Annotated in this window: 16 protein-coding genes; 14 read left to right on the top strand and 2 right to left on the bottom strand. The window is 55.1% G+C overall.

What is annotated here, in order from left to right; genetic code table 11:
• Positions 1-328 precede the first annotated feature (328 nt).
• Complete coding sequence (locus DW082_RS10970; RefSeq protein ID WP_118458666.1) at positions 329-1,294, bottom strand: hypothetical protein; 966 nt, start codon at positions 1,292-1,294, stop codon at positions 329-331.
• 873 nt (positions 1,295-2,167) lie between these two features.
• Here DW082_RS10970 and DW082_RS10965 point away from each other — a divergent pair.
• The 14 genes from DW082_RS10965 (at position 2,168) to araJ (ending at position 21,466) form a co-directional block, all read left to right on the top strand.
• Positions 2,168-2,842, top strand: coding sequence for a porin family protein (locus DW082_RS10965; RefSeq protein WP_101570731.1), 675 nt, complete (start codon positions 2,168-2,170; stop codon positions 2,840-2,842).
• A 259-nt stretch (positions 2,843-3,101) separates the two neighbouring features.
• Positions 3,102-5,669 (top strand): hypothetical protein, encoded by a 2,568-nt coding sequence (locus tag DW082_RS10960; protein ID WP_118458612.1) that lies wholly within the window; start codon positions 3,102-3,104, stop codon positions 5,667-5,669.
• Positions 5,670-5,851: 182 nt separating this feature from the next.
• The gene (locus DW082_RS10955) at positions 5,852-6,619 is read left to right on the top strand and encodes an amidohydrolase (protein WP_118458664.1); all 768 of its coding nucleotides are present in this window, start codon (positions 5,852-5,854) and stop codon (positions 6,617-6,619) included.
• Positions 6,620-6,641: 22 nt separating this feature from the next.
• Positions 6,642-8,258: a thiamine pyrophosphate-dependent enzyme gene (locus DW082_RS10950; protein ID WP_118458610.1), complete on the top strand. Its 1,617-nt coding sequence runs from the start codon at positions 6,642-6,644 to the stop codon at positions 8,256-8,258.
• 5 nt (positions 8,259-8,263) lie between these two features.
• On the top strand, positions 8,264-8,857 hold the full coding sequence (locus tag DW082_RS10945) for an indolepyruvate oxidoreductase subunit beta (RefSeq protein WP_101570735.1): 594 nt from the start codon (positions 8,264-8,266) through the stop codon (positions 8,855-8,857).
• A 19-nt stretch (positions 8,858-8,876) separates the two neighbouring features.
• Positions 8,877-10,193, top strand: a complete 1,317-nt coding sequence (locus DW082_RS10940; protein WP_101570738.1) for a pyridoxal phosphate-dependent aminotransferase — start codon at positions 8,877-8,879, stop codon at positions 10,191-10,193.
• A gap of 56 nt (positions 10,194-10,249) precedes the next feature.
• On the top strand, positions 10,250-11,551 hold the full coding sequence (locus DW082_RS10935) for a phenylacetate--CoA ligase family protein (RefSeq protein ID WP_118458662.1): 1,302 nt from the start codon (positions 10,250-10,252) through the stop codon (positions 11,549-11,551).
• Between the two features lie 24 nt (positions 11,552-11,575).
• Positions 11,576-11,992: an ACT domain-containing protein gene (locus tag DW082_RS10930; RefSeq protein ID WP_055204030.1), complete on the top strand. Its 417-nt coding sequence runs from the start codon at positions 11,576-11,578 to the stop codon at positions 11,990-11,992.
• Between the two features lie 276 nt (positions 11,993-12,268).
• Complete coding sequence (locus DW082_RS10925; protein ID WP_118458608.1) at positions 12,269-14,635, top strand: TonB-dependent receptor; 2,367 nt, start codon at positions 12,269-12,271, stop codon at positions 14,633-14,635.
• Entirely contained in the window at positions 14,584-16,596 is a 2,013-nt protein-coding gene (locus DW082_RS10920; protein ID WP_259335609.1) for a HAMP domain-containing sensor histidine kinase, read from the top strand. Before DW082_RS10925 ends, DW082_RS10920 begins: the two co-directional genes overlap by 52 nt.
• A gap of 112 nt (positions 16,597-16,708) precedes the next feature.
• Positions 16,709-17,413, top strand: a complete 705-nt coding sequence (locus tag DW082_RS15150; RefSeq protein WP_259335608.1) for a phosphatase PAP2 family protein — start codon at positions 16,709-16,711, stop codon at positions 17,411-17,413.
• Positions 17,337-17,882, top strand: coding sequence for a hypothetical protein (locus DW082_RS15145; protein ID WP_259335607.1), 546 nt, complete (start codon positions 17,337-17,339; stop codon positions 17,880-17,882). Before DW082_RS15150 ends, DW082_RS15145 begins: the two co-directional genes overlap by 77 nt.
• Before the next feature lie 698 nt (positions 17,883-18,580).
• On the top strand, positions 18,581-20,191 hold the full coding sequence (locus tag DW082_RS10910) for a BACON domain-containing protein (RefSeq protein ID WP_118458606.1): 1,611 nt from the start codon (positions 18,581-18,583) through the stop codon (positions 20,189-20,191).
• 126 nt (positions 20,192-20,317) lie between these two features.
• Positions 20,318-21,466 (top strand): MFS transporter AraJ, encoded by a 1,149-nt coding sequence (gene araJ, locus DW082_RS10905; protein ID WP_101570746.1) that lies wholly within the window; start codon positions 20,318-20,320, stop codon positions 21,464-21,466.
• A gap of 70 nt (positions 21,467-21,536) precedes the next feature.
• On the opposite strand, the gene DW082_RS10900 is transcribed toward araJ, so the two are convergent.
• A complete protein-coding gene (locus tag DW082_RS10900; RefSeq protein ID WP_101570749.1) occupies positions 21,537-21,989 on the bottom strand; it encodes a hypothetical protein in 453 nt (150 codons plus the stop codon).
• Positions 21,990-22,212 lie beyond the last annotated feature (223 nt).

Raw genomic sequence — 22,212 nt, 5'->3', positions numbered from 1 at the left:
CGGAATCAGACGCGCGCATCTCCCGCTGTTCCTGCTTGCGCCATCCGCACGCCCGGCTCCCTTTCGCTGCACGATACCCGGCACCGGCAGACTGCCCGTCCGGCGATCGACCGCGCCGTTTTTTTTCCCTCCTTTTCTCATCCATACAAAGATGCGTCTTCCGCTTCGAATAAAAGTTTCCGTATCCGCAGGATTCGAAACGAACGATTTCTAATATTGCACCGCACAAAAAACAGCCGGGCCGCATAATGCAACCCGGCTGCTTTTCAACTACCGTATTTTCGTTTTTCGCAACAAGACGTTCCGCAGAGTTGCGGAAACCCTTACACTACAATTCCGCGATAATCTCGCGCTGTTTTTTAAAGAATTGAATCCGCTGCATTTCCGCGCTCTGGGAAATCAGCGTGGAAAACTTCCGCAGCGAACGGATCCACTCCTTCAAGTTGCCGAACACTTCCGTATCGCGCGATGTAATGGAATTGATCGCGTATATCCGGATCATGCTGACATGGCGGTACTTCGACGCGGCATAACTGTACGTCGCCTCGAAATTGATGTTCGAAATGTAAATATGAACGTCTTTCCCCGATGCGAATTTCCCTTTCATGGCGATCTCCTCCAACTCATCGAGGGATTGGAGCAGTTCGGTTTTCAGTTGAAACACGTTATCTTCGGTCAGCAGGTGGATTTTCGTAAAATATTTGATATCGTTGACCAAGTACTGGAAAATCATGCTGTCCCATATATGGCAGGTCGATTCGAACTGCTGCGCCTCGTCGACGAGTTCCTTTTGCCGCTGCAACAACTTTTCCGGCAGCACCAGATCGTCGTAACAATGGTTCGTGCAGTCGATCTTGTCATGCTGGTACATCCATTTGAACAGCCGGAAACGAGACAACATATCGTACTTCATATAAAGCGTCTGCGGAATGATGTTGGACGAAGTCGCCAGCTCGGACTCGGGTTCTCGTTTCAATTCCCGGAAAATCTTCGTATAACCGTCGATCATCGCGTAATACGTCTCGACCGGATCGGCATAATGCACGATATTGAGCCCGAACAGCGCATTCCCGCCGAAGTTGGCGCCGATCAGCTGATCCAACGATACGCCCAACTTTTGCGAGATCACCGCGGCTTCGGTAAACGTAAAGGGCACTTCGCCCCGCAGCCTCCGGTAAACGGCCTCTTTACCTATATACAGTATATCCATCAACAGGTTCGCCAGGTTGGCTCCCTCCGGAATCTTTTCTTTCATCGACTCGATCAGGCCGGAATTCAGCTTGTCGATCATCATCATTTCCGTCGTATCCATGTTTTTTACTTTTTAATCCCAAAAAGAAACCGCGAAGGCGATCGCTGCGCCGGTCGGCAAAACAGGGCGGTTCCATCCGGAGCGCGTTGCGAAAATCGCACCGTTCCCGACTCCCGGGTTGTTTTATTAGAAAATATTTGAATTTAAATACTTTATAAACGACACCAATATGCCGTTCTCTGAAAATACATTTGCAGTACCGAAAGGTACGAATAATAATGCTCAAATCAAATCGTAAAATGCGAATAAAACGCAGGTACAGAGGACGGCCGATCCGTTCGGGAATACCGGTTCGGAGATTCCGCCCGTAAAAAAACAACATACGCCACATGAAAAGATATTTCTTCCAAAAACTTCGCAAAGTGCAGTACAAAAATTATTTATGTTTATGAAACGGCGGGCCGTACCCGGCTCGAAAATCAGGCGGACAATCCGTAAGCGGTCCACGTTTACTGTTTTCCCCGACGCCTCGGAACCGATTTGGTTCCGAGGCGTTTTTTCGATTAACGTTTCCCCTCCTGCCTACCACGGCCACGACGACGATCGATACAGGACAACGGATTTTCAGGGAAAGTGCGGTACCGCCGGAGCGGACGCCATCCGAAAATCACCGCCCGATTGGTCTTGAACAGTCTCGAACCGGACAGATGAATGCCGGATTTACTTTGCAGACCAACGTCTACTGAAACGTCCTTCGGGATTTTCGGTTACATACCCAGTTCAATCGAACACGGTCTCCGCTGCATATCGGATTGCAACGGAGACTTTTTTACGAATTATTTTTTACTTTTGCAGTAACGACAGATTTCCTCGGTTTTATTTTCAGTCAATTATTTACGGACAAAAACCCGCCTTATGAAAAAAACAATTCTCCTAATCGCAGTTGTGCTGGCCGCCGGAGTCGTTTCCGGGCAGAAAACCTTTACGTTCGGCCCGAAAGTCGGAATCAACATCGCCGACCTGTACGCTAGTTCCGCCGAGAATACCCGCGACCTGAACGGAACGAAACCCTCGCTGATCGTCGGCGCTTTCGCCGAATACCGCGCGCTGAAATGGCTCGCCGTCTCGGCGGACGTGCTCTATTCCCGGCAGGGTTCCACCGACAAGGCGACGTGGACGGAACGGGGCCCGGGAGGAGGATTCGTAACCGAGTCCGAAGAGTTTAGCTACCGGCTCAATTACCTGAACATTCCGATCCTGGCCAACTTTTACGTAACCAAAGGACTGGCCCTGAAAGCCGGCATCCAACCGGGATTCCTCATCGGTTCCAAACTGCGGGTGCGCAGCAACGACGGACCGTGGGAAACCGCCGACCTCAAAGACGAAAACCTGTTCCGGACGACCGACATCGCCATTCCCGTCGGCCTCTCCTATACCCTCGACTACGGACTGGTAATCGACGCCCGCTACAACTTCTCGCTGAACGACATCGCGACCGATACGTTCAAAGAGGAAATAGCGCAAGAAGGCGGCGACCTGAAAAAAATCAAAAACCGGGTATTTTCGCTGACTCTCGGCTGGAAATTCTAAACCTATCGGGGAAATACTTCCAGAACCGTTTTCTGATACGGGCGGGTGACTTTTGTAAAGTCGCCCGCTTTCTTTATTATTTTCCGGCACGACACGAACGAACGTCGAATTGTTTTGTAAATCAATCGAATATTTTATAAATTTGATACAATCCAATACCATATGCGCTATGGATAGATTTTTGCTGATTTTATGTACGGCAGTTTATCTTGCCTGCCCGCACACCCGTGCCCAAACAGCCCGCGAAAACCGGAACGCTATGCAAGATTCCGGGATACAGTCCTTTTTCGACGCGCAAGCCGCCAAACATCCCGAGAAGCTCTACCTTCATCTGAACCAGCCCTACTACGGGGTCGGAGACACGATCTGGTTCCGGGCCTATCTGACGGATGCCGTGACACACAGACCCGATACGCTCTCCAATTTCATTTACGTCGATCTGTACGACCGGGCCAAACGTTTGGTGACTTCGAGAAAGATCAAACGCGATTCGATGGGGTTCGCAAACTGCCTCCCGTTGGCCGATACTCTTTTTTCCGGGGAATACACCCTGCGGGCTTATACGGGTTGGATGCTCAATTTCGACGCCTCCGGTTTCTTCCAGAAAAACATCGTGATCGGACAGAATATCTCGAAAGTCCGCCATTCGGTCACTTATACGGACAAGCGTATGGTCGTCCGTTTTCTCGACCGTTACGAACGCCCCCTTTCGAAAAAGGAAGCGTCGTTCGATCTGTACGATAAGAACGGGAAACACCTGGGTTCCGGTACGCAGCGTCTTTCGTCCACGGGCGCCGTACTGGTTCCCCTGCCCGGAGATTCCGCTTCCCGCGGGGCCTATGCCGATATCCGGATTTCGATACGCGAGGATTCCGTTTTCCGCCGTACGGTCTTTATCGAACCGCCCCGCGCATCGTTCGACATCCAGTTCCTTCCCGAAGGGGGCGAACTGGTAGGATCCGACATGCCCCAGATCGTTGCGTTCAGGGCGGTCCGTCCGGACGGCAGTCCTGCGGAGGTGCAGGGGTATTTGTTGAACGGCGGCAACGATACCGTAGCCCGCTTCCGCAGCGAGCACGACGGAATGGGCCGTTTCCTGCTCACGCCCCGCGAGAGCGAGAGCTATCGCGCGATCGCGTTCCTCGATACGCTTTCCGTCTCCGTTTCCCTTCCGGCTGTGCGTGACAACGCCTGCGCTTTGCAGGTCGTTCAGGGAAACCGGGACATTCGTTACCGGATTCTGGGAAAAGTTCCCGCGTCTGGCCTTTTGGTCGGACATACGCGGGGCGTGTGCTGTCTGCTGCACCCGGTAGACGCGCGGCAAAATACAGGAACGATAAGAACCGATTCATTACCGGAAGGTATCCTTCACCTGCTGCTGACAGACTCGACCGGTTGTCCCCGCACCGAACGGTTGGTCTATATCCGCAAACCCGGCAGTACTCCCCGTTTCACCGTCCGCGCCGACAAACCCGCCTACGGAGTCCGCGAGAAGGTGCGGGCGGATATTTCGCTGAAAAGGGGAGCGCAACCCCTCTCCGGACGGTTTTCGGTCAGCATAACGGATGCGGACGCCGTGAAACCGGATTCCCTGTCCGATCATATATACACTTATCTGTTGCTGACCTCCGATCTGAAGGGATACGTCCACAATCCGGGGTACTATTTTCTGGACGACTCGCCGGCCCGGCAGCACAGCCTTGATTTGGTTATGCTAACGCACGGCTGGCGGCGTTTCCGTACGGACAGTCTGTTCCGCACCGCTCCGTTCAGGCCGAAATTCTTTTTCGAGCACGGACAGTTTTTCTCGGGTCGCGTGAACAATATGTTCGGCAAAGGCGTTGGGGAAGCGACCCTAACGGCGTTCGCCTCCCGGGGCGACGGTCTGGGCGACCGGGCGTTCACTGCCACGACGGACAGTGCGGGACACTTTCTGTTCGAAGGGTTGGATTTTCAGGATACGACGGTATTTCTGATCCCGTTTTACAACAAAAAAGGGAAGATTCCCTACGAGATCCATTTCGAAGACACTTATTACCGTCCGGGGCTTACGCCCCTGGCTCCTTATCTGAGCGAGACAATCAGGGAAAAGCGGCTCGAAGAGGTTCGTCGGGCGTCTCCGCCTCCAACGGGTTTGGACAGTCTTACAACGTACCAGATCGACGAGGTGGTGGTTCATGGCCGTGATCCGAACGCTCCGGCCCTGCGAGTCGAAAAGAGGCTGCACAAGGATACGGCGCAGTTCGCAAAACTGAGTACGATGTCGCTGGAGAAATATGTACAACACTTTCCGGGAATGAAACAGATGCCTTTGGGATGGTGCATAGATATGGGGGGCAGAATGAGTGTCCCGCTTCAATTCCGCCTGAATGGCGAGGTGATTATGGGTACCGAGTTTTTGAACTTATATACGGTCAGGGACATCGAATACATCCGTACGGTACTCATGCCTATGCCTGGACCTCCGCTGCGGGAGTTTCTTCCGTATCTGCCGATCGGTACCAGCCCGGATTATCCCTGCCGGTTCGAGATTTATCTGAAAGAGGACGCCCAGGGAAAACGCCGGTTCGGCCTGTACAGAACGGTGGGTTATATACCTGGAGCCGAGTTTTACCATCCTGTTTACGACACTCCGGAAAAATTGGCGAATAAAACCCCGGATCGCAGGACGACGCTTTACTGGGAGCCCTATTTACAACTTGGGGACGACGGCAAAGGTTCGATCGAGTTTTACACCAACGACAAAAACAAGTCTCGTTTGGAAATCGTAATCGAGGGTATTGCGGCGGACGGATCGGTATGTAAGACGCGACAGCGATTGGAGTGATTTTGGCGCATTTGTTTGATTCGGGATACGCCTACGATAGTTTTTCAACGCTTTCCGGCGTGAAATTTATCCCTGAACCGGAAGTCAAACGCCGGCAGCCGACAAATAAATTTTAACCGATTGTTATTTTTTTCAGGATATAAATCTTACTTTTGTAAGATATAGCGTTTTTGAAAAAATTTATGAACATCACCCTGATACAGGCCGATCTTGTCTGGAACGATCCGGCCACCAACCGCAACCGTTTCGAACGGGAAATCTTTGCGGTCGGAGAAACCGACCTCGTCGTACTGCCGGAAATGTTCCCGACCGGGTTCTGCACCCGCCCGCGCGAAGCCGCCGAACCGGACGGAGGGCCGACTCTGGCATGGATGCGACGGACGGCCCGGAAGAAAGGAGCCGCGTTGGCCGGCAGCGTAGCCGTAGAACAGGACGGCCGCTACTTCAACCGGTTCTATTTCGTCCGTCCCGACGGTGCGACGGTGCATTACGACAAACGCCACCTCTTCACTTACGGCGGCGAGCACAAGGAATACACCGGCGGAGACCGGCGCGTGATCGCGGAATACAAAGGCTGGCGCATCCTGCTGCAAGTCTGTTACGACCTGCGGTTCCCGGTCTGGTCGCGCAACCGGGACGATTACGACATGATTCTCTACGTAGCTAGCTGGCCGACGCCGCGCGTAGAAGCCTGGAGCGCGCTGCTCAAAGCGCGGGCGATCGAAAACGTCTGCTACGTGGCCGGGGTCAACCGGGTGGGAGACGATCCGAACTGCAACTACTGCGGAGGGACTGTACTGCTCGACTTCCTCGGCAAACCGCTGGCCGACGCCGGCACGGGCGGACAGCCGGCGACGCTCTCCGCCGAAGCGGACAAAATCTCCCTGACGACCTTCCGCGAAAAATTCCCGGCGCTTCAGGACGCCGATCCTTTCACACTGAATATCTAACAGCTAACCTCACACGATCAATATGGAAGAAAAATTATTGCTGCTGGGTGACCAGGCCGTCGCATTGGGAGCCATTCATGCCGGGATTACCGGCGTGTACGCCTACCCGGGAACTCCCTCGACGGAGATCACCGAATATATCCAGACCTCGGAACTGGCCACGCTGCGCGGCGTGCATAGCCGTTGGTGCACCAACGAAAAAACGGCGATGGAAGCCGCTCTGGGCGTCTCTTACGTCGGCAAGCGGGCGCTCGTCTGCATGAAGCACGTGGGCCTGAACGTAGCCGCCGACGCTTTCGTCAACTCGGCCGTAACCGGCACCAACGGCGGATTGGTCGTCCTCGTGGCCGACGACCCGTCGATGCACTCGTCGCAAAACGAACAGGACTCCCGCTTTTACGGCAAATTCGCATTCACGCCGATGCTGGAACCTTCGTCGCAGCAAGAAGCCTACGACATGATGTCCTATGCGTTCGACCTTTCCGAACAGCACAAACTGCCGGTACTGATGCGTATTACCACGCGGATGGCGCATTCGCGGGCCGTCATCAGCCCGGGCCGCATCCGCGAACAGAACGAGCTCGGTTTCCCGGACGACCCGGCGCACTGGGTGCTGCTGCCCGTCAACGCACGCAGGTGCTACGGCGAATTGCTGGGACAACAGCCCGCACTGGAAGCGCTCGCCGCCGAATCATCCTACAACAGCTATACCGACGGCCCGAACCGGAAAACGGGCGTAATCGCCTGCGGTATCGGCTACAACTACCTGATGGAGAACTTTCCGGCAGGATGCGACTTCCCGGTACTGAAACTGTCCCAGTATCCGCTGCCGAAGACGCTGGTGCGCCGTATGGCCGAAACCTGCGACGAAATCCTCGTGCTGGAAGACGGACAGCCGTTCGTGGAGGAACAACTGCGCGGCGTACTGCCTACCGCCGTCCGTATCCGCGGACGCCTCAGCAACGATGTGCCCCGCACCGGGGAGCTGACCCCAGACAATGTCAAACAGGCGCTGGGACTGGAATCGGCGCCCGGTTTCGCCCCGAGCGAACACGTGACTCCGCGTCCGCCCGCGCTGTGCTCGGGTTGCGGACACCGCGACACGTACGATGCGCTGAACCGCGTGGTGCGCGAATACAAGGATTACCGGGTATTCAGCGACATCGGATGCTACACGCTCGGAGCGCTGCCCCCGTTCCGCGCCATTCACTCTTGCGTCGACATGGGAGCCTCGATCACGATGGCTAAAGGCGCTGCGGACGCCGGCCTGTGGCCTGCCGTAGCGGTCATCGGCGACTCAACGTTCACCCATTCGGGCATCACCGGCCTGCTGGACGCGGTCAATTCGAACGCCAACATCACCGTCGTGATTTCCGACAACCTGACCACGGCGATGACCGGCGGCCAGGACTCCGCGGGGACGAACAAGCTCGAAGCGATTTGCCTCGGAGTAGGGGTCGATCCGGCCCACGTGCGCGTGGTGGTTCCGCTGCCGAAAAATATGGACGAGATCACCGCCATCCTGCGCGAAGAGATCGAATACCGGGGCGTCTCGGTCATCATCCCGCGCCGCGAATGCATCCAGACCCTCAAACGGCACCACAAGGAAGCCCGACAAAACAAAACGACCAAATCTTGAAACCTATGAAACTAGATATCATTCTGTCCGGAGTAGGGGGCCAGGGCATCCTCTCGATCGCAGCGATCATCGGCGAAGCGGCCCTGGAAGAAAAGTTGCATATCAAGCAAGCCGAAGTGCACGGCATGAGCCAGCGGGGCGGCGACGTACAATCGAACCTGCGGATCTCGTCCGAACCGATCCGTTCCGACCTGATCGCCCGCGGCGGGGCCGACCTGATCCTGTCGCTCGAACCGATGGAAGCGCTGCGCTACCTGCCTTACCTGTCCGACACGGGCTGGATCGTGACCAACGCCGCGCCTTTCGTCAACATTCCGAACTACCCGCAGGTAGACGACCTGCTGGCCGACCTGAAACGCTTGCCGCGCGTCATCCTGCTCGACGTGGATGCGCTGGCCAAAGAGAACAACGTCCCGCGCGCCGCCAATGTCGTGCTGCTGGGCGCCGCGTCGCCGATCCTGGGCATCGGGATCGAAAAAATCGAAGACGGTATCCGCCGCTTTTTCGGACGCAAAGGCGACGACGTAGTCGCGATGAACCTCAAAGCGCTGGCATGCGGCCGAGAAGCCGCCGAGCACATCATGCGGAAACATCTGTAAAAAAGCGAAAACGAAAAACATGCAAAATAGCGTATTCAGTCGACAACTGGTCGAATCGATCGTCGACGAGCTGAAGATCACCGACCTGGCACAGGCCACGATCGGACAGGTAGTGCTGCTGGCCTCGGCCCTGGAGCAGCGCACGGGCATCCCTTTCATCCGGATGGACCAGGGCGTACCGGGCCTGAGCCCCAACCAGGTAGGAATCGCCGCCGAAAAAGCGGCGCTCGACACCGGTATCGCAGCCATCTACCCGGCCGCCGAAGGCGTTCCGGAGCTCAAACGCGAAACCTCGCGCTTCGTAAAGGCCTTCCTGAACGTAGACATCACGCCGGAAGCCTGTATTCCGACTACCGGATCGGTCGCGGGATCGTTCGGCTCGTTCATCGTCACGAGCCAGTGCTCGCCCGGTAAGGATACCGTGTTGTTCATCGACCCGGGATTCCCGATCCAGAAATCGCAATTGAAAATATTGGGTGTCAAATACCGCCAGTTCGACATTTTCAACTATCGGGGAGCAGCGTTGCGCGATAAGCTGGAAAGCTTTCTGAAAGAGGGAAATATCTCGGCGATCATCTATTCGAACCCGAACAATCCGGCCTGGATCTGCCTCGAAGAGGAGGAATTGCAGATTATCGGCGAGCTGGCCACGCAGTACGACACGATCGTGCTCGAAGACCTGGCCTACTTCGCGATGGATTTCCGACGCGATCTGAGCCGTCCGTTCGAACCTCCTTTCCAGGCGACCGTAGCGCGTTACACCGACAACTACATGCTGATGTTGTCGGCCTCGAAAATATTCAGCTATGCCGGCCAGCGAATGGCCGTCGTATGTATTTCCGACAAACTCTTCAACCGCCGTTACCCGGCCCTGGCCGAACGCTACAACGGAGCCGGACTTTTCGGCAACACGTTTACCAACGCGATCATGTACATGATCACTTCCGGCGCCAGCCATTCGGTACAGTTCGGCCTCGCGGCGATGTACAAAGCGGCCTGCGACGGACAGATCGATTTCGTGGCCGACACGATGGAATACGGCCGGCGGGCGGAAAAGATGAAGCGGCTTTTCTGCGAAAACGGCTTTCACGTCGTATACGACAAGGACGTCGAGCAACCGATCGGCGACGGATTCTTCTTCACGATCGGCTACCCGGGAATGACTTCGGGCGAACTGATGCGCGAACTGCTCTACTACGGGATCAGCTCGATCACGCTGAATACCACGGGCAGCCTGCAGGAAGGCATCCGCGCCTGCACGTCGCGGATGACGGACGAACTGTTCGACATCCTCGAACAGCGACTCAAAGCCTTCAAAACCGACCACCCGCTGTAACCTGAAAACCGAATGAAAACCCACCGCATCGCCGGATGCGGAATATCTACAAAATTATGATCTGGAATCAAACGAAGGAGTGTATGGACCGCGAACAGATGCGGTTGCTACAAGGAGCCCGGCTCAAAAAGCTGGTGCACCGGGTTTACCACCATACCCCTTTCTACCGCGACAAAATGCAGCAGATGGGCCTTACGCCCGACGACATCGACACGATCGACGACATCGTCAAACTGCCTTTCACTACCAAGCAGGATCTGCGGGACAATTACCCGTACGGGCTGTTCGCCGCCCCCCAATCGGAGATCGTCCGGCTGCACGCCTCGTCCGGGACGACCGGCAAACCCACGGTGGTCGGTTACACGCACCGCGATCTTTCGATCTGGTCGGAGTCGATCGCACGCTGCCTGACGGCTTTCGGCACCACGCGCGACGACCTGTTCACGGTCGCCTACGGCTACGGCCTTTTCACGGGCGGACTGGGTCTGCACTACGGGGTGGAACACCTCGGAGCGACCGTCATCCCGATGTCTACGGGCAATACGGCCAAGCACATCCAACTGATGCACGACTGCGGCTCCACCGCGCTGGCCTGCACGCCGTCTTACGCCCTGTACCTGGCCGAACAAATCATCAAGTCGGGTATTCCGCGCAGCGAATTTCGGCTGCGTACCTGCATTCTCGGCGGAGAACCGTGGACCGAAAACATGCGCCGCGAGATCGAAGCGAAGCTGGGCGTCGATGCGTACAATATATACGGGCTCAGCGAGATCATGGGGCCCGGAGTATCGTACGAATGCCGCTGCAAATCGGGTTCGCACATCGTCGAAGACCATTTTTATCCGGAAATCATCGATTCGAACACGTTGGAACCGCAGCCCGCCGGCGGGCAGGGCGAGCTGGTGCTCACGACCCTGACCAAAGAGGGTATGCCGCTGTTGCGCTACCGCACCAAAGACCTCTGTTCGCTGACCTACGAACCCTGCGCCTGCGGACGCACGAACGTCCGGATGAGCCGTATCGTCGGCCGCAGCGACGACATGCTGATCATCCGCGGCGTGAACGTTTTCCCGTCCCAGGTCGAAAGCGTGGTACTGGAATTGCCGGAATTCGAACCGCACTATCAGTTGGTGGTCGACCGGGTCAACAACCTCGACACGCTGCAGGTGCAGGTCGAAGTGCGCGAAGCATTCTATTCGGACGAGATCAGCCAGATGATGGCGCTCAAAAAACGGATCGCCGACCGTCTGCACAGCGTGCTGGGCATCGGGGCCGACATCCGTCTGATGGAACCGCACAGCATCGAGCGCAGCGAAGGCAAAAGCAAACGGGTGATCGATAAACGCGTACTCAAATAGACAAACCTTAAAAACTGGATAATCATGACGATCAAACAATTATCGGTATTTCTGGAAAACAAGACGGGACGCATCAACGACGTGGCCCGCATCCTGGGCGAACACGGCATCAACATGTATGCGTTCAGCATGGCGGAGACCGCCGATTTCGGTATTCTGCGGATGATCGTCTCCGACGTCGAAGCGGCCAAACGGGTGCTTCGCGAAGCTAAATTCGCGGTGACGCTCACCGACGTGGTGGGAATCAACTGCCCCAACACGCCGGGCTCGCTCTCTCCGGTGCTGGATATTCTGGCCCGCGAGCAGGTCTTCATCGAATATATGTACGCCTTTTCCGAAGGGGAACTGGCCAGCGTGATCATCCGTCCTACGGACGTGGCCAAATGTATCGAAACGCTCAACCGGTGCAAATGTCGTTTGGTTTCGTTCCGTTCCGAATAAACGGGCAGCGGCTCCAATATATCGAAAAACGACAAAAAGCGGATGAAAAATCATCCGCTTTTTGTTATTCCGCACTTCCGGCAATCGACCCGGTACGATTCGGCGTAAAACGCTCCTGTAGTGATCGTAAAGATTCTCCGGCCGCATTTAATTCCATCCGGAAAAACTTTTTGTATATCAACGGATAAAATATTGACATGCAGGAAAGACGAAAAGACACAGTAAATCGGAAAAAGTTTCTAAATTTGCACCGATTGTACTTACACATTCCTGTGAATGAAAAAACTCCTGCTCCCGTTCTTCTGCATGTCCTGCGTATCGGCCATAAGCGCCCAAAATATTCCGGAAGATGCGGACACCCTGTCCATCGGACTGAAAGAGGTGAAAGTAATGGCTTCCTACGGACATGACAAAGGCGTCGAGCCGGTCGTACTGTCGACGATCAGCGCGAAAGACATCGCGACCAAACTGAGCAATCAGGAATTTCCCGAAATCATGAAATCCACGCCGTCGATTTATGCGACCAAGCAGGGAGGAGGCTTCGGCGATTCGCGGCTGATGCTGCGCGGCTTCGGTTCGGAAAACATCGCCGTGCTGATCAACGGCATCCCGGTCAACGGCATGGAGAACGGAAGCGTCTATTGGTCGAACTGGTCGGGACTGGCCGACGTTACGAACAGCATCCAGGTACAGCGCGGTATCGGGCTCTCCAAACTGGGTCTCTTTTCGGTCGGCGGGACGGTCAATATCGTCACCCAGAGCACCGAAGTCAACCGGCAGGGTTCCGTGTATTACGGCATCGGGAACGACCGTTACCAGAAAATGGGCTTCAACCTCTCTTCGGGTCTGCTTCCGAAAGGGTGGGCCTTCTCGATCATGGGAACCCGCACGACGGGCGACGGATACGTAAAAGGAACGAATTTCGAAGCTTGGAGCTATTTTGCGAACGTTTCGAAAAAATTCGGACGCAACCACATCCTGTCGCTGACGGCCTTCGGCGCGCCGCAGTGGCATAACCGGCGCAGCAACAAACAGTCGATCGAAGATTACGACCTCCATAAAGACGGCATCCGGATGAATACCTGTTACGGTTATATCAACGGACAGATCGTTCCGACCTATTCGGGCTATAACGAATACCACAAGCCGCAAATCTCGCTGAACCATTTCTGGCAGATCAACGGCAAATCCACGCTGTCGACCTCCGTTTATGTCTCCAATGCGACGGGAGGAGGCCGAAAAGTGTACGGCAAAGACGCCAACCGCCTGCAATACAATTATAAGACCGGACGGCCCAACGAAAACACTTCGCTGACCCCGGACGGACTGATCGACTACCTGCCGGTGATGGAAGACAACAAAAACTCCGACCACGGTTCGGACGCCATCTTCACGATGGGAACCAACTCGCACGATTGGTACGGGTTGCTGTCCACCTATACGAACGAACTGTCGAAATCGCTCAAACTGACGGTCGGTATCGACGGGCGTTATTATAAAGGCTATCACTACGACAAGATTTCGGATCTGCTGGGAGGCGCCTACTACAAGGACAACAAACTCGCATGGCGCGATCCGGACACGAAACTGCGGGAAGGCGACAAAGTCAACCAGGACTATCTCAGCAAAATCCTGTGGATGGGGGCTTTCGCCCAGTTGGAATACAACCGGGAGCACTACAAGGCATTCGTCTCGACCTCCGTGACCAGTCACTCCTACAAACGCGAAGATCCCGGAAAATACGGGACGTACGGCAACCAGGAGACCTATCCCGTTGCAAACGTAAAAACCCCTTGGAGCAATTTCGTGCCGTTCAGCGTGAAAGCCGGTTTCAACTACCGCTTCAACGGAATGCACAACGTATTCGTCAACGGCGGCTACGTAACCAAAGCGCCGATGATGGACAACATCTTCGTAGACAACACGCCGCTGTCGAACCCGATCCCCGAAAAAATCGCGACGGGCGAAATCGGCTACGGATTCAATTACCGGACGCTGAGCGTCATGCTGAACGGTTACTACACCCAATGGATGGACAAAAGCGTGACCAAGGCGATCGGCAGTTGGAACGGCCCCAGAGCCTGTATCCCGAACATCGACGCGCGGCATATGGGTATCGAACTGGAAGCGAGCTACCAGCCGCTCGAATGGCTGCGGGTGTACGGCTTCTTTACGATCGGGAACTGGCGCTGGACCAACGACGTGAATTTCACCCTGTTCAACGAGCTGAACGAAAAAATCGGGGAATACCACGCCTACATCAAGAACCTGCATGTCGGCAACGCGCCGCAGACGAGCGCGATGCTGGGGCTCAGTTGTATGCCGGTATCGGGACTGACCCTTGGCGTCGACTTCAACTATTACGGGCGCCACTATGCCGATTTCGCCGCAGCCGACCGCACGGATGAAAAAGACAGGGCGGAAGCCTGGAAGCTGCCGGATTATTCGACGGTCGACCTGAACCTCAATTACGATTTCAAAATGGGTACTTTTCAGGGGCAGCTTTTCGGCAACGTGAACAACCTGTTCAACCGGAAATACATATCCGACGCACTGGACGGATCGGATCATACGCGGGAAACCGCCGTCGTATGGTACGGATTCGGCATTACCTGGACAGCCGGCCTCAGGATATCGTTTTAACCAAATCGGGGAAAAATATGTCGGTCAGAAGACTCAATAAGCTGAAACTCATAGTCGGGTGCGCGACGGCCGCGCTCTTCGTCAGCTTGTTGTTTCCGATCGGCATCGCGGCCAAAAGCAGCCTCGACAGTCCCGGGGATCAGGGCACCATCCTGATCATCGCGTCGTACAACCCGGATACCAGACGCATGTCGAGTTTCATATCCGACTTCGAACATAAGATCGCCAACGAAAACGTTCCGTTCGAAATTCTAATCGAAGATCTGGGTTGCAAAAGCGTAGCGGAAGCCAATCTGTGGAAAGACCGGCTTATCTCGGTGTTGGAGCGCTACGACAGGAACCGGCTGAAAGCCGTTATCCTGCTCGGTCAGGAGGCATGGGCATCGTTCGTCTCCCTGGACAGTTTTCCCCAGGACATTCCGTTTTTCGGATGCTACGCCAGCACGAACGGAATTCCGCTCCCGGACCGGAACCGTCCGGTTACGGATAAATGGATGCCCGAGTCCGTCGATATGATACGGCAGGCGGACAGCATCGGAAACGGGGGAGGAAGTCTCAACCGGTACGACATCGCCAAAAACATCGACCTGATCCGTTCCCTCTACCCGAACGTAGATAACATCGCATTCCTATCGGACAATACCTACGGGGGTATTTCGCTGCAGGCTTTGGTCAAGCAGGAAATGAGCAGCCATCCCGACCTGACCCTCACCCTGATCGACGGGCGGAACGGGGAGAAAAAGGCCTATGCAGCCATCGAACGGCTGCCGCGCAAATCGGTGCTGCTGATCGGCACCTGGCGGGTAGGTCAGGACGGCCAGTATTTTATGGACAATTCGCTGAAAACGCTCCTGGCCGATCAACCCCACCTGCCCGTTTTTTCGGTCAGCGGCTCGGGGATCGGCAGCGGGGCTATCGGAGGCTACATCCCCAAATACGAAAACGGAGCCAGCGAAATAGCCGGGCAAATAGCCGACTTCTATAAAAAGAAACCCCGGGCGGTACATTTCGATCCGACGGAAAACGAATATCGTTTCGACCTGCAAAAACTCAAGGAGTTCGGAATCGCGGAATATAAACTGCCGTCGGGTAGTATCGTCGTAGACACCGTAGAGGCGCGATTGCAGAAATACGAATCGTACATCCTGATCCTGATCGTTATTTTCATCGTGCTCTCGCTGTTCATCGCCTTCTTGTATTACCTCTACTACCGGAACAAAAAACTGAAAATCAGCCTGGAGAACCGGGGTAGGGAGCTCATCGCCGCCAAAGAGAAAGCCGAGGAATCGGACATGCTGAAATCGGCGTTCCTGGCGAACATGAGCCACGAAATCCGGACGCCGCTGAATGCGATCGTCGGATTCTCCGCCCTGTTGGGCGACGAATCCATTTCCGAAGAAGACCGGAACGTATACATGGGCATCGTGAACCAGAATTCAGACCTGCTGCTGACGCTGATCGGGGATATTCTCGATATTTCGAGGCTCGAGACGGGGAAAATCAGTTTCACGCTGCATCCGGAGAATATCGTCGCCATCTGTCAGCAGGTCATTTCGACGACCGCCCACGGCCGTAAAAAAGGCGTGGAGTGCGTTTTTAATCCTCCCGTCGAATCCTTTATCCTGAAGACCGACTCGCAACGCCTGTCGCAGGTGCTGATCAACCTGCTGACAAACGCCAGCAAATTCACCGAAAAGGGCACGATCGCGCTCGCATTCGAAATACAAAAAGAGCAGCGGCGGATTCTGTTCTCGGTTTCCGATACCGGATGCGGCATCCCGCGGGAACGGCAGGAACGGGTTTTCAACCGATTCGAAAAACTGAACGAATTCAAACAAGGCACCGGTCTCGGCCTGGCTATTTGTAAACAAATCGTACTGCGGTTCGGAGGGAACATCTGGATCGATCCGGAATACACTGAGGGAGCGCGGTTCGTCTTTTCGCACCCGATTGTCCCGTGACCCGTATTTCCCGTTACATAACGCTCTCTCGGAATCTGTTCTTGGGGATGATGATGATATTGATTGCCGGATACGAAAGTTCGGGGCAGATCCCGTCCGTCTATCGCCGTACATGCCTGCAGGACTCGCTGCCGGCCCTCGCAGCGCCCGCGCGGACCAATGGGACCGGTTCACTTCGTCGCAAACCTACCGCATGACCTACGTGGCCGTCCCGCTGATCGCAGCGGGACTGATCGTGGCAGGGGAAGACTCGCATTTCCACAGCCTGCGCGACAACTTCCTGCCCTCCTTCCGACACCATTACGACGATTACCTGCAATACGCCCCCGCCATCGCCATGCTGGGGCTGAAAATCGGCGGCATACAGGGAAGAAGCTCCTGGGGACGAATGCTGGTTTCGGACGCATTTTCGGCCTCGCTGATGGCGATCGCGGTCAACACCCTGAAACACACGGTCAAAGTGATGCGCCCGGACGGATCGAACCGCCACTCGTTCCCGTCGGGACATTCGGCAACGGCCTTCATGACCGCGACCATGCTGCACAAAGAGTACGGCATGACCCGCAGTCCGTGGTACAGCATCGGCGCCTATACGGCGGCCACGCTCACCGGCCTGTCACGACAAATGAACAACAAACACTGGCTGAGCGACGTGCTGGTAGGGGCCGGCATCGGCATTCTGTCTACCGAAGTGGGGTATTACCTGGCCGACCTGATCTTCAAAGGTCGCGGGATCACGTATGCGCGACTGCCGGACAGACCTTTCGATCCGGGTTACAAACCTCGTTTTTCGGGCTTTACCTGGGACTCAACCTGACACCGGGAGCTACGCGCTGGAAGACGGCCGCGAAGCGTCGCTTTCGACCGGAGGCACGGCAGGCGTCGAAGGCGCTTGGTTCATCACGCGCCACATCGGGATCGGAGGACGCGCGACCATCTCCAACATGCCCCTGTCGGTCGATAAAATCCTTCAGGACGAATCGCTGGACATGATCTCCGGGTACGTCGGCCCGTTTTTCTCCTATCCGCTGACCTGCCGCTGGCTGGTCGGCGGCAAACTGCTCGCCGGATATGTTCACTATCCCTCCTGTCGGCTTTCGGACATCCGGATCGGCGACAAGAACGGATTCGGGTTCGGAACGGGCCTGTCGGTCACGTTCCTGGCCAACCACAAATTCGGGATGAAATTCTCTACCGACTACGATCTCGTCACCTCCGGTTTCGTTCCACGCGGAGGAATCCGGCACGTTCTCACGCTCTGCGGCGGCGCCAGCATCATGTTCTGACACGCAGCCGGCGGACGCATCCCGCAGGAAACGTCCGTCGCCTCAACGCTCTTTAACGGCCGATACGATCAACATCATCGGCTACGCAGCTCGTCGTTCATCCCGGCAACGGTTCTCAGCAATTTCTCGCCGGGTTCGGGCTCGACCAGCCCGGTAATCCCGAACCCTTGCCGAATCAGTCCGTTCACATAAGCAGTCAACATTTTATGGTACTTTACGACCTATTCGCCGAGAAAGTTCGAAACGCGCCGCCCCTGACTGAAATAACTCCGCCAGTGCAGTCGATTACCTTGTCCGGCAATACCACTCTTCATGTCCCTGCGCCGTAAAGACCGGATGCCCGACCGAGAAAACGAACGTCCCGCCCGGACGAAGGCAGCGATACACTTTTTCACAAAGATTGTCGAACGACTCCAGGTTTCAACGAAAAAACCAAATATTTTATCGGCTAAGATGGTAATAAATCGGAAAAAAACACGTTAAAAAAACAGGATATGAAAAATATATTCCTGCAAAACGATCATTTTTCAACGGCCTCCAACGTACTGAACCATAAAAGAAAAAGCTGCATATCGCCGTATCGGTAAGAGCAACGGACCGCTAAAAACGAGAGTAAACCTTCGAAAAACGCAAAATAATTAGCATATTTGTGAAACTTTTTAACAAAAATGCAACATTTTCGATCAAAAAATAATTAGATGAAAAAAGTAATTCTGTACAGTTTGTTGACTGTTTTGTCCGTCATGTTCTACGAATGCGGTAAAAGCGAGGAAGCGCCGGGCGAAACTTACACGTTCCAGTTTTCGGAAGAAGACTGGGCGGTTCCGGTGGCCGGAGCCAACAAAAACGTTCCGCTGGAAGCGCCGGGAGAGTGGACTGCCGAAGTCGTTTACGTTTCGGGAAGCGGCAAATGGCTCAATGCGACTCCGCTGAAAGGGAAGGCCGGAAAATCCCAGATAAACCTGTCGGTCGGTAAAAACACCTCCTACGACGAAGCGCGCGAAGCGACGCTGACCGTAACCTGCGGCACCGAAAGCAAAAGCATAAAAATCACGCAGGACACCCAGGAAGGCGTCGTCATCGAACAACAACTGTTCAACCTCAAACCGGGCGACACGCTGATCGCCGTCAAAGTATCGGCAAACGTCGGATACGAGCACACGATCGACAAATCGGCCGAAAAATGGATTCTCCCGGCCGAAGCCAAATCTTCGATGAAAGACTCCACGATCCGGTTCCAGGTGCTGGCCAACGATACGGACAAAGAACGTACCGGCACGATCACGTTCTCGCCGACAAAAGGAAACGACGTCACGGTAACCGTTAAGCAGGCCTGCGAGCCGAGGCTGACGCTGCTGCAGTTGAACCTGTGGATAGAATGTACGAAAGTTCCGAACGCTTTCAATGCGCTGGTCGACCAGATCGTATCGCTGCAACCCGATTTCGCTACGTTCTGCGAACTGTACAAAGGCGGGGACGAAGCGATCATGCCCCTGCTCGTGGACGCACTGAAACAAAAAGGGCTGACCTATTACCAAAGCCGCGTGGACGGCTGCGGACTGCTGTCGAAATACCGGATTACCGAAACGCAGAAGATCAACGAATGGATGTTCAAAGGGGTCTGCAATGTCGACGGCCGCAGAATCGCCGTCTATCCCTCACATGCCAACTACGTCTATTACTCCTGCTACTACCCGCGCGGGTACAACGACGGGGGCAACAACGGCGACTGGAGCAAAATGGCTACCGGCCCGAATACGGACGTAGCCCTGATCCTGGAACGCAACCGGCTGTCCGGACGTCCGCAGTCGACCCAGCAATTCATCGACGATGCGAAAAAAGAGATCGCCAAAGGCGCGCTCGTCTTCTTCGCAGGCGACCTGAACGAACCCTCCCACCTCGACTGGCAGGCCGATACGAAAGATCTGTGGGACCACAACGGCTGCGTAGTGAACTGGCAGAGCTCCATGCTGATGTACGACAACGGATTCATTGACGCTTACCGCGAAACGTATCCGAACGTCGTGGATTATCCGGGGCTTACCTGGCCGGCCGATAACAAAGACGTCGACGTAAGCACGCTGGTATGGGCCGGCGATGCCGACGAACGCGACCGGATCGATTTCGTTTATTACTATCCCCGACAGGGGCTCAGCGTCGAGAAAGCCCAAATCGTAGGGCCGTCCGGAACGATCGTCCGTAGCCAGCGGGTGGAAAACGACAGCAAGGACGAATTCATCGCCCCCGCAGGAGGACACTGGCCCAGCGACCACAAAGGATTGCTGATCACGTTCAAACTGGACGAATAATCCTCCAGAAAAAACGTATCCGAACAAGCCAGTCCGTTCATTTGCGAACGGACTGGCTTGTTTCATAAAATCTTTTCTCCGGGACGCTTCGCTTTATTACCTTTGCAGCCGGAAAAACGTCTGTCGATGAAAAAGAGTCTTATTGCGCTGGCTTTCGGAACCCTGGCGCTGGGGATCGCCGAATTCGTGATGATGGGGATTCTGCCGGACATAGCGTCCGACCTGCACGTCAGCATCGCCGAAGCCGGACACCTGATCTCGGCCTACGCGCTGGGCGTATGCGTAGGCGCCCCGATGCTGATCCTGGCCCGCAAACACCCATTGAAACGCATCCTGCTGGTACTGGTAGCCGTCATCATGGCCGGAAACGTCTGTGCGGCCCTCGCCCCGAATTTCTGGACGCTGATGGCGGCTCGGTTTGTCTCGGGACTGCCGCACGGCGCTTATTTCGGGGTCGGTTCGATCGCTGCCGAAAAACTGGCGGACAAGGGGAAAGACTCCGAAGCGGTCTCCATCATGATAGCCGGCATGACGATCGCCAACCTGCTCGGCGTTCCGCTGGGTACGGCGCTCAGTTCGATGCTTTCATGGAGAGTCACTTTCCTGCTGGTGGGATGCTGGGGAATGATCGTCCTTTACTACATCTGGCGATGGATTCCGCCGGTGGAAAATCTACCGGACACGGGATTCCGGGGGCAGTTCCGCTTCCTGCGATCACCGGCCCCGTGGCTGCTCATTTTCGCCACGATGCTCGGCAACGGCGGCGTATTCTGCTGGTACAGCTACGTCAGTCCGATGTTAGTGCACGTTTCGGGATTTTCCCCCGACAGGCTGACCCTGCTGATGATACTGGCCGGTTTCGGTATGGTCGTGGGGAACCTGACCGGCGGCCGTCTGTCCGACCGGTTCACTCCGGGCCGGGTCGCCGCCGTTTCGCAGGGATCGATCTTCGTAATCTTGCTATTGCTGTTCTTCACCGCACATACGGCCTGGCTCGGCGCACTGCTGATGTGTCTGTGCACCGCAGGACTGTTCGCCGTATCGAGCCCGCAGCAAATTCTGTTGATCCGCTACTCCAAAGGCGGCGAAATGCTCGGCGCCGGAAGCGTGCAGGTAGCATTCAATCTCGGAAACGCCATCGGAGCCTATTGCGGCGGATTGCCGCTGGATGCGGGATTGGGATACCAGTATCCGGCTTTGGTCGGAGCGCCTTTCGCCCTGGCCGGTTTCGTCCTGCTGACCGTATTCCACCGCAAATACGAACGGAGTCGGTAAACCGTGCGGAAGACGAAAGATCCGTATTTGATATGTGTCTTTAATCTGTCTGAAAAAGATAAGAAACGGTCTAAAACCCTTCCGGAAGCGGGAAAGTATACATCGGCGCTTCGGTGTTCGAATTCACCATGACCAGCACCTGATTGACCGTATCTATATCGAATCCGTTCACGCGACGATTCAATTTATATTTCCGAAGCATCGTACCGTCAAGATCATATACCAATAGTTGATCAGAGCCATCCGGAACATTTTTACCTCGCCGTACAAGTTCAATCATTTCTTTACGATCCGCTCCCCGGATGACGTCCGGTACGCCTCCTTCGCCTATTATTGAAATGATCCCGTCATGCCCCTGCTTATATATCTCCAAAAGATCTCCGAGCTGGGACACGTTTACGGCTATTTTCGGTTTTTCTTGATAGGCAATCGATGAATTCCACAACGAAGTCATATATTTCTCCAATACCGATCGACGTTTTACATCGACGTAATCAGGCAACTCAACCTTTAACAAAGGCATAGTATCCGATGCAGACAGTTCAACGAAATTCCTCTCCTTCGAATTATGGATTATAAAAAGGCCCCGCAGAGTAACTTTGTAATTCAAAACGGGACTGAAACCGGTAGGATAGTATATACATGTGTCGGGGTTATCGCTTCCTTCGGCGGTAAGACAATACCCGAACGAAAGCGCCGTCGCCGGCGTGAAGATCCAATATGAAAACCAATGAATCGGCCAATCT

It is taken from the genome of Alistipes sp. AF48-12 (assembly GCF_003477565.1).
Lineage (GTDB): Bacteria > Bacteroidota > Bacteroidia > Bacteroidales > Rikenellaceae > Alistipes_A > Alistipes_A hominis.
Note: the sequence above shows the minus strand (reverse complement) of the source record. Positions and strands in the feature narration are given on the sequence as shown.